This window comes from Rhodococcus sp. MPR-R1B (genome assembly GCF_058793255.1).
The window spans coordinates 406,856-418,543 of sequence record NZ_JBXAFO010000003.1 but is presented as its reverse complement, the minus strand read 5'-3'; the positions used below and the strand labels follow the sequence as shown (position 1 = coordinate 418,543).

Below are 11,688 nucleotides of genomic sequence, written 5' to 3'. Positions count from 1 at the left end.
CCAGCAGGGACTAAATCCAAGCCGGGTGGTGAATTTTCGTCCGACGATCACCGATCACTTTTCATCCGACGTTGACAAGCGGCGTGCGATCGAATACAACACCAGAAGAAGGTGTAGTCAGCAATTGCAGTGAACGACGAAGCTGCGCACGGTAATCATCAGCCGAGGGTGGAAACTCGAACTCGCGCCCCTCCTCTTCGAGCACGAAATACGGTTCATCGACCCGAATATGCCCCGCGAGGCGGCCACACAACTCGTCGACCAGCGTGCTCTTGCCGGTCCCGTGCGGGCCGGATACTCCAATACGCATTAGTGGGGCCCTCTCGAAGAAAGTTACGGAACTACTCGTCAGTTGAGCACCCGTCGACCGCCGGCTCGATACCGACCCCTGGATGCCCCGACCCGTCGACAATTCTCGTTGCACCTCGGTCGAGTCGTACTGAGGGTATCGAGGTGAGATCGGATCACCGTGGTGATCTGCTCGGAGTCGGTGGGCATCTTCGACGACTGCCTGCTCTCGGTAGTGGGATCTGCTGAACTGATCGTGCATCCTGAGAGCAGCAGTGCTGCAAGGGCTCCGCCGAGGAGGATCGACTCCACCGATCGCCGGCGGTAGTGGTTTATGGGTGGATTCACCGAAACTCCTTCATTCGTGAACATGTTGCGCCCGGAAAGTCATCCAGCCGGCGGCCAGAAGACAAATGCGGCGGACAGCAGAGCAAGGGTGAGGACCGCGGTGGCATTGGCGGCGCGAACAAAGACGTACTGCTCCGCATCCTCGGTGCCGAGACACAGCGGGGTCAGCTGCAAGGCCAGCGACAACATCCCGGTACCGAGCGCGCCGAGGGCGAACAATTGTCGAGCATCCATCATCGGTACCCAATCCCGTTGCAGTCCAAAGGAACAACGAGCTGGTCACATGCGCGAACGTAGACTCGGCGAGAGTTCTCCGCACCAGCGGCCGAACTCCTGAACCGAGGATGCAGTCGAGAAGCTGCAGGGGGAGATTTCAGCATCTGGTGAGGACTCCCCGGCAAAATGCGACACAAAACGTCGCTACTTCAGGTGGTTGGGCCGAATCGCAATCCGCGGAGCAGTCGGCGGTAGGAGAAGCGGTCGTCCCAAATGCGAAGCAGGCCGTTTGCGAATGTGTAGTGGCCGTCTACGTCGAGGTGCATGGCGAACCATCCGATGCGGATGATCTCTCGTCGCCGGGAGGACACGGTGTTGTGGTCGGTGGTCATCGTGAGCACTTCCACGACCTCGTACCTGGTGATCAGGCGAGAGACGATCGTGAGCGCCAGTTCGACGCGTTTGCTTCCACGCACGCTGGGCAGGCCGGTGTTGCGCCATTCGATGTCGGGATCGACGAGTGCGCGCACGGCATCGGCGTCCATTTCCTCCAGTGCGATCAGCAGGTCCACCACCCGCGATGTCAGTTGATCGTCGTTCAACAGGTACTCCGGTCGTCGAGAATTGTGTTTTCTCATCGGTGGATTCATGTGGTGACCGTCAGGCAGGGACTGTTGCTCCGCGAAACGCACAGGAGCATCTTGCCGGCGGCGCGCTCGGCTGGGCTCAACGAATTGTCACGATGATCGACGTCGCCGTCGCTGACGTGGACCATGCAGGTGCCGCAGAAGCCCTGACGACATGAATAGGGGGCTTTCGGGTTCACACGCAGCACCGCGTCCAGTGCGGTCTGGTCGGCGGCGACATCGATGACCTGACCGGTGCGAGCCAGTTGGATGCGGAAGGGTCGTCCATCGACGACCGGTGCGGCGGAGAAGCGTTCGGCGTGCACTTCCACACCGGGCTCGTTGCGCACACTAGCTGTGATCGCGTCTATCATCGGGACGGGACCGCAACAGTAGATCGCGTCGCCGCTGCGCACATTCGGCGGGAGAAGATCGTTCGCTGCGGGTAGGCCGTATTCGTCGTCGGTGCGGATGGTGACCCGATCACCAAACGGCGACAATTCCTCGAGGAACGGTAGTGTGCGGCGCTCGCGACCGACGTACATCAGCGACCAATCCAGGCCCATGCGCTCCGCCTCGCGGACCATCGGCAGTATCGGTGTGATGCCGATGCCACCCGCCACGAAGTGAACGCGCTTCGCGCGCTCGATTCGCCCGGTTTCGACGAACCCGAATGCGTTGCGTGGACCGCGAACGCCGACGACGGTACCGACTGGCAACTCGTCGTGCACCTCGTTCGATCCGCCGCCACCATCAGGAATCCGGCGTACCGCGATCCGGTAGCAGCGTCGATCGGCGGGATCGCCGCACAGCGAGTACTGACGTATCCGTCCCGAGGGCAGGTACAGGTCGAGGTGTGCCCCGGGATACCACCGTTCGAGGTCGCTGCCGTCAGGTGCTCGCAGTTCGAGACTGACCACGTCGTTGTCGGTGGCCACCGTCGTGCGCTCCGACACCGTGAGCGTTGTCTTGTACTTGTCGATCCGGTTTTCCGGTGGCTCGTCGCGATGAATCAAGACCGCCAACTTGACCTGCGTGGAGACCAGGACATCCAGAATGCGCAGAATCGAGTCGCGGCGCTTGCCGCGACGTAGGTCGACCGGGATCTCGCGGGGGGCCGGCCACCGCTGTGTGAGTTCGGGCGCGTTGGGTGTCATGTGTTGACCCGCTTGGCCGCTGGCGATTGCGCGACGTAGGCGAGGGCCTGGGCGGTGGACCCCACACTGTCGGGGTGAAATCCCGGCACGAACGTCGACACACCGCTCCAGAACCATTTCGATACACCAGGCACCAGTCCGCGGCGTCCGGCGCGGACGAATTCCAGTAGCAATCGTGGATAACCGATGTTCGGCGTGTTGGGGTCGTTGCGACTCAGATACATCGCAGCACGGAGCAACCACCCCAAAAAGATTGGCCACGTGATGATCATGGAGATACAGCGGCGAAAGTAGCCGACTCCGAAGTACGTGGCGACCTCGTGTGCCACGGCACGATGCTCGACCTCTTCGGCCCCATGCCACCGATAGAGGTCAAGCATCTGCGGATCCGCGCCGAATTTCTCCAAGTCCGCGTTCAACGCCCAGTCGCCCACGAACGCGAACATATGCTCCGAAGACGCGCAAATCCCGAGACGCTCGATCAGACGCTGCCGGATGGCCCGCGGATCGGGGTCGTCACCGACGCCCAAAGTTCTACGGAAGAAATACTGCATCTGGCGGTTGAACGGGGCCGGGTCGATCCCGTGCTGTGTGAACACCTGATTCATGACCTCGTCATGCGCCTCTGCGTGCAGCAGTTCTTGACCCATGAAACCGAGCATGTCCTCGCGAAGCTTCTCGTCGTGCACGTCCGGGAGGGCCTGCTCGAAGGCCTGGATCATCATCCGTTCGCCCTCCGGGATGACGAGGTTCATCGAGCTGAGGAGGTATGAGGCGATCGGCTCGTTCGGCAACCACACCAAAGGCGCTTTCTCCCAGTCGAAATCGACTCGCCGCGGACGGATCGCTACCCGGCCGGGCGGTGCGATCGGACTCTGTGTCAGTCCACTCGTAATTCGCATGACCACTCCTCATTCATAAGTACTGCTGCGTACTTATGAATGAGCATGGCGATCTACCCTTGGCTTGTCAACACCGGACTACGAAGGGTCGGGCGAGAGATCCAGTACCCGTTCAAGGAAGGACATGATCGGGGCGTGAAGATTCATGTACGAATTCGACCCGTCAACCACCTGGCGGTAGAACAACTCGTTGCAACCGCCGATCGCCGCGAGAAACACTTCACGCCCCGGGGCTTCTGAAGACTTGGACGAGTAGCCGACGAGCAATGCATCGGCGAGCAGTTCCACGTACTCGTTGCGCTTCGCCACCCCGGCCGGGCCGGCCACAGGTAGGTCCACCACCCAGGCTCGCACGAACTCCGGTTCGGACGAACACGTCTCGAGATACTTCTCGATGACAGCCGAAAGCTGTTCGTGTAGAGATAAATTGGCGGTCGAGCTTTGTGTCGAGGTGATGTTGGAGACGATCACCTCGATGCCGGCGTCGATCGCCGCGATCAAGCACGCTTCTTTGCTCTCGAACTGCTTGTAGAAAGCTTGACGAGACACCCTGGCACGCCCGACGACATCGGCGATCGTGGTCGAGGCGATCCCCTTCTCCGCCGTCGACGAGATCACCGCACGCAGAATGCGATCGCGTTGCGCGTCTTGGACCTCGTCCACAGCCAGTCGGCCGCGGCCACGCGGCAACCCGGGGAGGTCACGATCGAACGATCCAGCCAGCCTGCGCATACCGAAATCGTAGCCCGCCTGGCGCCATCGGTTCTCTCGCTCACCACGTCTGTGGACCAACAGCCATGCGAGTGGACCGATGTCGAGTGGAATTGCCCCCGTGGTGCTCTGAGGCAATCTCCCATCGCGACACGGTTGCGTCCAGTTCGTCGTTTCTCCGTGGTGGGGCTGCTCCCTGTGACGAGTCCAGCCGTGGTGCGGCGGAGGGCATCGAAAAGCCTCCTGCATCGACGAAGGCCGTCCGCTGTATTGCATGGTCGTGGAGTGTTGCCTCGTGGAGTGTGAGCACGGGTGTGACACAAGCGTTCAGGCCGTCGAAGACCTCGACCCAGGCGTCGCGATCGTGTGTGGCGAAGGTTCTGCCGAAGCGTTCGGACAAGTCGTCCCAGTTCGATTGGTCCCAGCGATTCGGCAATGAGGCGGGATCCAATCCGAGTCCGAACACGAAGCGGTCGTAGTACACGTCTTCGAGGGCCCCTACCGCCATGTACCTGTGGTCTGCGCACTCGTACGCGCGGTAGAACGGGGCAGATCCGTCGAGGAGGTTGGTTCCACGACGGGCTGACCAGCGGCCGGCATGCTGCCACGATCGGACGAGCGCAGTCAACGAACTGGCGCCGTCGACCATCGCTGTATCCACCACCTGGCCTCGGCCAGTGCGTTCTCTTTCGTGCAGCGCGGCAAGTACTCCTACGAGCAGGAACATCGATCCGCCGCCGAAGTTCCCGACGTAGTTCAGCGGCGGTGACGGCGGCCCGGAAGCCGGTCCGAGCTGTTCGAGCGCGCCCGAAAGCGCAAGGTAGTTCAGGTCGTGCCCGGCTTCTCGGGCCATCGGTCCCTTCTGGCCCCAGCCACTCATTCGGCCGTAGATCAGCCCCGGATTGTCCTGCAGGCAGATCTCGGAGCCCAGGCCGAGCTTCTCCATCGTGCCGGGCCGAGAGCCCTCCATCAGGACGTCCGCTCGGCCGATCAGCCTGCGCACCTTGGCGAGATCTTCGGTCTTGGTCAGATCTGCAGTGAGTTCGGTCCGCCCTCGGAGCATCCCCGCATTCGCATCGTCGATTCCGTCATCTGCTCCCATCGAGATGGGGCGCACGATGCGCACGACATCGGCGCCAAGATCTGCCAACATCAGACCGGCGTGCAGTAGCGGCCCTATGGCCTCCATTTCAATGACCCGGATACCCGACAGCGGCCCGCCGTGCACTCCGCCGGTGGCTTCGTCCTGCATGATCACCCTCGCGCGGTCGGAGTCGGGACCGACTCGGAGCGTGCCGGCTCGGTACGAAAATCTGCCGGGTCGACTCGGTAGGTCATGGCCCAGTAGTCGTTGATCCGCCACGGAAGGACCGACACGACGCGACCGTCCGGGTTTCGGTACCAGTTCTCCATTGCCGGATGGGTCCAGACCATCTGTGCGTGCTGTCGGTCGACGGCCTCGTTGTATCGATCGTTGACCTCGGCCCGGCACTCCATCGCGCCGAGGTTTTCCGATTGCATCAACTTCAAGGCATCCATGATGTAGCGGACCTGACATTCCAGGATCGTGATGAAGCTCCCCCCATGTCCCAGGCCGGTGTTCGGTCCGGTCATGACGAAGAAATTGGGGAAGTCAGGAACTGTGATTCCCAGGTAGGCGCGCGCGTCGTGCTCGCCCCAGATTTCTCCGGTGGACCGGCCGGATCGACCGACGATGTCCATCGGGTAAAGAACGCGCACACTGTGGAAACCCGTCGCCATGACAATGACGTCCAGCTGGTGCTCGACGCCGTTCGTGTCGACGAGTCCAGAAGGTGTCAGGGCGTCGACTCCGTGGGGCACCAGTGTGACGTCGGGCTTACGAAGCATCGTGAACCAGCCATTGTCCAGCAGCATTCGCTTACCAAAGGGCGGATAGTCCGGAAGAGATGCCTCGATCAGATCTGTTCGATCACCCAGCTGATCGCGGAGATAGCGTTCGTAGAACTTGCGATGACCATGGTTGGTCGCATTGATCGAGGCGCTCGGCTCTGGCCAGTCGGGGTCGACCTGGAGGGACGAGTACACCTTGTCGTTGAAGATCCACGACAGACGCGCCCGGTACCACTCGCGATAGCCGGGGATGTTGTCCATAAGCCAGTGGACGCCGTCGTCGATGGTCGTGAAGTAGTCGTCGTTCGGTGCGATCCACTGTGGTGAGCGCTGGAAGATCGTCAGCGATCCGACACGATCCGCGATGGCCGGGCCGATCTGCATAGCACTGGCTCCGGTACCGACGATGCCCACTCGCTTTCCGCGGAGCGACTCGGGATCGTCGAGCTCGTTCGGCCACTCGGCGGAGTGGAAGAGGCGACCACGGAAGGTCTCGATTCCCGGTAGATGCGGGATCTTCGGACGATTGAGCAGACCGACCGCGCTGATCAGGATGGGAGCCTCGAGGGTCTCCGGCGCCTCACCTGGTCGCTGGACGGACACACGCCAACTCTGTTTCGACTCCTCGAACTCGGCGCGCGTCACCTCATGGCGGAAGCGGACATTGCGCCGGATGTCGTTGGCCTCCGCAAAGTCCTCGAGATATCCCTGAACCTCGTCGCGCTTGCCGAAGTGGGTCGACCAGTTACGAGGGAACGACGAGATCGAGTAAAGGTGGCTCGGTGTATCAACTCCGGCGCCCGGATAGCGGTTCTCCCACCATGATCCGCCGACGTCGTCGTTCTTCTCCAGGATCACGTGAGGGATTCCAGCGCGGGTGAGCTCGACGGAGGCCAGCATCCCCGCGATGCCGGCTCCGATCACGATGGCGTGGAGTCGCTCGTCGCACTTGGCGGTGGCAGGCTTGATCTGCGGACCATTGACTATCTCCGCCATCATCGGCGCGAAGTCCGGCGGCACGGTCTCGCTGCAGGTGAAGTTGAGGATTCGCTCGACTTCCGAGCTGTCCAGCGTCCGCCGGGACGGCTCGTCCAGCGTCCACCAGCGTTCCACTGCGTCGATCAACGCGCTCCGGATTTCGGACTGAACGTCCTCCGGAAGTCCTCCCGTGGAGTTGTCATCCATGCCCCGACTGCGCGTGGGTTGATAGCGGGGTGCCACCCACCGCTCATCGGCGGTCAGCTCCAGCAACACGGCGAGCATGGTCGGAACGTTGCCCCGTAACACCGCCGAACGCAGGTGGTCACGGTCCAGGTCAGTGACGATAGTCATGTCATGCAGGCTAACAGTCGTTAGCGACACAACCAAGTGTGATTTCGATATTCCCATTGTTGCTTGGAAACTCTGCTTGACCCGCGTGGATGCCGATGACAGTATGAGCCACATCATACTAACCGCGGTAAGCATTCAGGAAGTTGAGGAACCATGGATCTGTCGACAAGTGTCGAATCGGATGCCACTGATGTGCGACGGAGTTCAGGTCCGCTTGTCCGATCCCTCACAGCGACCCAGTCGTCACCGCTAGGGCGAGCGACGTTGGGCGACCAGCTACGCCGCCACTCGCAGAGTCGATACTCGAAGCCGGCGATCGTGTCGTATGCCCCAGGTGGTCGACGCACCGTGACCACCTACGGTGCGCTCAATCAGGATGCCAACCGGGCATCCCACATGTTCCTCGGACTCGGTGTTTCCCGCGGTGACCGGGTCGCCGTGATGGCCCGCAATCGCGTGGAGTCGATAGTCGCCTACTACGGTGCTCTCAAAATAGGGGCGGTGTACTCCGGCATCAATGTCCTTTTCGGACCGAACGAAGTGGCTCAACAGATCGGGCACCTCGAGCCCGCGGTTGTGGTCGTGGCCGCGGAATTCCTGCCGGTACTGGAAGAAGTGCTGGCGGGACTCGGTACCCGCCCCGAAATCATTGTTCTCGACAGCACGGACGAGTTCGGCGGCCACTGCTTCGATCAACTCCTCGAGTCCTCGTCGCCGACAGAGCCGGATTGCGATGTCGACGAGCACGATCTCGCAATGATCGTGTACACCAGTGGAACCGAGGCGGCTCCGAAGGGCGTCATGCTGCCGCATCGCAACTACCTGGTCTCCACCGCACCTGCGTACACATGGGGACTGCGATGCCTGGACGATGACGTCTGGCTCTACGTCATGCCATTCCACACTATTGCCGGAATCGGCTCCCTGACCTCGCTCCTGCTATTGGGAGCGACGCTCGTGCTCCCGGCCAGCCTCGCGCCTGCCGACGCTTTGCACATGATCAAAGCGGAGCAGATCACCGTCCTGGCTCAAACCCCGACGTTCTTCATCTCGCTCGCAGATCATCCTGACTTCGGTCCTGAGACTGTCGGGACCATCCAGCGCTGCCTGACCTACGGAGGTCAGGTCTCGCCGCGAACGGTGGACGCATGGCACCACGCGGCGCCCGCATCGGTGTGGGGCACCTACTGGGGTCAGTCCGAGTTGACGCAGTTGGGCTCCGTCGGCTGGTTCAAGCGACTCGAGGACATTCCCGATCAGGATCCGACCTGGATCGGCAAGCCTGTAGGCCATCTCGAGGTCAAGGTGGTCGATGCCGACGGAAATGAAGCAGAGCGAGGTGAACTCCTCTGTCGCACGCCGTCGGTGATGCTGGGTTACTACAAGGATCCCGAGAAGACCGCCGCTGTCCTCGACGGTGGTTGGGTCCACACCGGCGACATCGTACGTCGCGATTCGGAGGGCAACATGTTCTTCCTCGATCGCAGCAAGGACATGATCAAGACGGGCGGCTACAACGTGTCCTCGCAGGAGGTCGAGCGCGTACTACAAGCCCACCCCGAGGTGTCGCGCGCCGCCGTCGTGGGACTTCCGGACGAATACTGGTCCGAGGCGGTCACAGGCTTCGTCATCGTCATAGACGGCAGCGACCTCACCGGCCAGGAGTTGCGAGACCACTGCAAGACCGTGCTCGCAGGCTATAAGGTTCCAAAGGCGATCAAGATTGTGGATGAGCTGCCCACGGACCCTCAGGGGAAGCTGCTCAAGAGAGAACTACGCCGCCTGTATGCAAAGGACTGAAACGCTGAACATCGATCCTGCCAGCAGCGCGACACCCGGATCCGGTCGACCACGGCTTGAAGGGCTTCCAAGCAGACGTGACGACATACTGGCCGCGGCGGCCGAATACTTCGCGGATCAGGGCTACCACTCGGCAGGCATGCGTGGCATCGCAGATTCGGTGGGAATCAAGGGCGCGAGCCTCTACAACCACTTCACCTCGAAAGAGGAGATCCTCTACGCGATCGCGCTCAAGATGACTCGGGACCCGGTCGAGGAGCATCTACTTGTCCTCGACGAGACTGGAACTCCGGTCGAGCGACTCACCTCACTGATCGATGTTCATCTGCGGTATTTGGCGATGAACAGGGTCGAGCATCTGGTAAGCCTACGAGAGATCTCGGCGCTTACCGACGAACACCGTATGAGGGTGCTCGAGTACCGCAAGTACTACCAGAGGCGTGTGCGCGATGTGATTGCTGCCGGGGTCCGCGCCGGAGAGTTCGAGATCGCCGACCCACAGCGTGCGGCTGTTGCGGTGCTCGACCTCATGAACGGCGTGAGCTGGTGGCTTCGAGACGACCACGATATCGAGGCGCTGGTGGCAACCTACGTGGATTACATCGTCGTCGGAATTCTCCGTCACCGTCCCGGAACGCAGAGTGGTAACGGCGGTACGCCCAGCTGACGGTTACGCCCGTTCAGCCCGAAAACAAGTGATCCCCCTCCACCCGACGTGGAGGGGGATCACTTGTTTTCGAGCTCGATCAGAGTGCCCGCCGCAACAAAGGAACCAAAGCATCCGGATTCGCGATGGGGTTCGGGTTGGTCCCGCACCAGATGTCCTTGAACGTGTACGTAGCCAGACTGGGGAGGTCGTTTTCGGTCAGCCCGACTTCTCCCAGCGATCTCGGCATGCCGAGCCGCCGAATGAGCGAGTCCGCCAACTCGTGTGCGGGCGTTTGCGGCGCACCCAAGGACGCACTGATCAGCGCCTGGCGATGCTCGTTGACTTCGCGGTTGTACTCGAGCGCGAAGGGCGCCATGACGCAGGAGGTGTACCCGTGTGGGACGTTGAACGAACCGCCGAGTGCATGCCCGACGGCATGGCTGACGCCCATGTCGAGGCCTGCGACGATCGCGACCATTGACGACCACGCACCGACCTGGCACATCAGACGCGCATCCACGTCGTCGGTGTTCTCCTTCACTCGGACGAGTCCTTCGGAGAGCAGTCGTATGGCATTCATCGCCATCCCGTCGTAGTATCCGTTCGATTCGAGCGAGCCCAGGGTCTCGAAGGCGTGGTCCAGTGCGCGAACCCCGGTCGACAGCCACAGCCACTCCGGAGTGTGCAGCGTGAGTGCAGGATCGAGGATGACAGCCTTCGGGGTCATCGCCGGATGCAAGTAACCCTCTTTGACGTTGCTCTTCTCATCCGTCGACCCGGCCAACGCGTTGAACTCACCTCCCGCCAGGGTCGTGGGCGCCACCACTACCGGGATCTTCGGGGCGGAGAAGGTGGGGGCGGTCACCGATGTGTCGGGATTGACCTGCAGGTGGTAGGCGTCCATTTGCGATGCCTCGCGAACTCCGTGCTCCAGAGTGATTGCAAGGATCTTCGCCAGGTCCGTCGCCGATCCGCCGCCCACGCACAACAGCATGTCCGGATCGGCGTCGGCAGCAACTCGGGTGGCAGCAATGACGTCTTCGCGCGGTACATGAGGTCGAACCGCATCGAACAGTCCCACGAATCGATCACCCAATGCCTCGATCACCCGAGCGATCTCGTCGGTCTGCGAGTTGAGCGTCCCGCTACATACGACGAAGACTCGGTTCGCCCCGAGCAACTCTGCTTCCTGGGCCGCGGCCTCCGCGACCGGAGCGCCAATGCGGACTCTCTCCATGGACGGCAGAGAGACAAGTGATGACTGCACGGCAATACCATCTTTCTTTCTTGATCCTCAATCCACCACGACGTCGTCAAGAGCGCTCAGCTCTCGCTCGGTCTGTTCAGGAGTGGGATAGAGCGTGGATCCGGCGCTGGGAAATGTCTCGCACCCCGTCGCAGGCTAACAGTGGTTACCCTATAGGAGATTTGTGGCGCACGCCACAATCGTTTGTCTTTTGGCCAGCGGAACCAGAGGGCGAGGTTAGTCCGTGGGCGTCAATACTGACTTGATCTGCAGTTTTTCAGAAATCTTCATGGCTCTCGGCGGCGCGCCGTTGCATCTCCAGTGGAGGGCGAGAATCGGTTACGGTGGATTCGATCCCCAAAAGGTCGAATTACCTAACCGCCGATTGCCTAATTTCGGGAACAGCTGCGTGATGACGCCTGGGTTGAGTACTGGGGCTGTAGCCATCACTGGCACTCTGGTGACGGACGCCGAATCCAGTGCGCACCCTTCCCTGCACTCAGGTGCATGGTGTCGACGGCGCGACATGCATCGACTTCGC

The 11,688-nt window shown here is 61.5% G+C and carries 11 protein-coding genes; 2 read left to right on the top strand and 9 right to left on the bottom strand.

Annotation, left to right across the window (positions count from 1 at the left end):
• Positions 1 to 348: 348 nt before the first annotated feature.
• The 8 genes from AC1Q61_RS07265 to AC1Q61_RS07230 form a co-directional block, all read right to left on the bottom strand.
• Positions 349 to 636, bottom strand: a complete 288-nt coding sequence (locus tag AC1Q61_RS07265; RefSeq protein ID WP_492651207.1) for a hypothetical protein — start codon at positions 634 to 636, stop codon at positions 349 to 351.
• A 39-nt stretch (positions 637 to 675) separates the two neighbouring features.
• A complete protein-coding gene (locus AC1Q61_RS07260) occupies positions 676 to 873 on the bottom strand; it encodes a hypothetical protein (protein ID WP_020971351.1) in 198 nt (65 codons plus the stop codon).
• A 188-nt stretch (positions 874 to 1,061) separates the two neighbouring features.
• Positions 1,062 to 1,490, bottom strand: a complete 429-nt coding sequence (locus tag AC1Q61_RS07255; RefSeq protein ID WP_030243698.1) for a limonene-1,2-epoxide hydrolase family protein — start codon at positions 1,488 to 1,490, stop codon at positions 1,062 to 1,064.
• Between the two features lie 8 nt (positions 1,491 to 1,498).
• Complete coding sequence (locus tag AC1Q61_RS07250; RefSeq protein ID WP_492651206.1) at positions 1,499 to 2,635, bottom strand: PDR/VanB family oxidoreductase; 1,137 nt, start codon at positions 2,633 to 2,635, stop codon at positions 1,499 to 1,501.
• Entirely contained in the window at positions 2,632 to 3,537 is a 906-nt protein-coding gene (locus tag AC1Q61_RS07245) for a metal-dependent hydrolase (RefSeq protein ID WP_193594746.1), read from the bottom strand. The genes AC1Q61_RS07250 and AC1Q61_RS07245 overlap by 4 nt, the downstream gene beginning before the upstream one ends.
• A 78-nt stretch (positions 3,538 to 3,615) precedes the next feature.
• Positions 3,616 to 4,269: a TetR/AcrR family transcriptional regulator gene (locus AC1Q61_RS07240; RefSeq protein ID WP_042922070.1), complete on the bottom strand. Its 654-nt coding sequence runs from the start codon at positions 4,267 to 4,269 to the stop codon at positions 3,616 to 3,618.
• 40 nt (positions 4,270 to 4,309) lie between these two features.
• Positions 4,310 to 5,500, bottom strand: coding sequence for a CaiB/BaiF CoA transferase family protein (locus tag AC1Q61_RS07235; protein ID WP_042922113.1), 1,191 nt, complete (start codon positions 5,498 to 5,500; stop codon positions 4,310 to 4,312).
• 2 nt (positions 5,501 to 5,502) lie between these two features.
• Entirely contained in the window at positions 5,503 to 7,452 is a 1,950-nt protein-coding gene (locus tag AC1Q61_RS07230) for a flavin-containing monooxygenase (protein ID WP_051649580.1), read from the bottom strand.
• A gap of 153 nt (positions 7,453 to 7,605) precedes the next feature.
• On the opposite strand from AC1Q61_RS07230, the gene AC1Q61_RS07225 reads away from it, so the two are divergent.
• The gene (locus tag AC1Q61_RS07225) at positions 7,606 to 9,252 is read left to right on the top strand and encodes a class I adenylate-forming enzyme family protein (RefSeq protein WP_252194665.1); all 1,647 of its coding nucleotides are present in this window, start codon (positions 7,606 to 7,608) and stop codon (positions 9,250 to 9,252) included.
• The gene (locus AC1Q61_RS07220; protein ID WP_007735574.1) at positions 9,239 to 9,919 is read left to right on the top strand and encodes a TetR/AcrR family transcriptional regulator; all 681 of its coding nucleotides are present in this window, start codon (positions 9,239 to 9,241) and stop codon (positions 9,917 to 9,919) included. The genes AC1Q61_RS07225 and AC1Q61_RS07220 overlap by 14 nt, the downstream gene beginning before the upstream one ends.
• Before the next feature lie 79 nt (positions 9,920 to 9,998).
• Here AC1Q61_RS07220 and AC1Q61_RS07215 read toward each other — a convergent pair whose 3' ends face one another.
• Complete coding sequence (locus AC1Q61_RS07215) at positions 9,999 to 11,168, bottom strand: iron-containing alcohol dehydrogenase (protein WP_042922071.1); 1,170 nt, start codon at positions 11,166 to 11,168, stop codon at positions 9,999 to 10,001.
• Positions 11,169 to 11,688 lie beyond the last annotated feature (520 nt).

What these genes read in the sequence shown, in the direction of transcription:
- AC1Q61_RS07260 (WP_020971351.1), bottom strand. Translation starts at nt 873, where the DNA reads ATGATGGATGCTCGACAATTGTTCGCCCTCGGCGCGCTCGGTACCGGG.
- AC1Q61_RS07255 (WP_030243698.1), bottom strand. Translation starts at nt 1,490, where the DNA reads ATGAGAAAACACAATTCTCGACGACCGGAGTACCTGTTGAACGACGAT.
- AC1Q61_RS07250 (WP_492651206.1), bottom strand. Translation starts at nt 2,635, where the DNA reads ATGACACCCAACGCGCCCGAACTCACACAGCGGTGGCCGGCCCCCCGC.
- AC1Q61_RS07245 (WP_193594746.1), bottom strand. Translation starts at nt 3,537, where the DNA reads ATGCGAATTACGAGTGGACTGACACAGAGTCCGATCGCACCGCCCGGC.
- AC1Q61_RS07240 (WP_042922070.1), bottom strand. Translation starts at nt 4,269, where the DNA reads ATGCGCAGGCTGGCTGGATCGTTCGATCGTGACCTCCCCGGGTTGCCG.
- AC1Q61_RS07235 (WP_042922113.1), bottom strand. Translation starts at nt 5,500, where the DNA reads ATGCAGGACGAAGCCACCGGCGGAGTGCACGGCGGGCCGCTGTCGGGT.
- AC1Q61_RS07230 (WP_051649580.1), bottom strand. Translation starts at nt 7,452, where the DNA reads ATGACTATCGTCACTGACCTGGACCGTGACCACCTGCGTTCGGCGGTG.
- AC1Q61_RS07225 (WP_252194665.1), top strand. Translation starts at nt 7,606, where the DNA reads ATGGATCTGTCGACAAGTGTCGAATCGGATGCCACTGATGTGCGACGG.
- AC1Q61_RS07220 (WP_007735574.1), top strand. Translation starts at nt 9,239, where the DNA reads ATGCAAAGGACTGAAACGCTGAACATCGATCCTGCCAGCAGCGCGACA.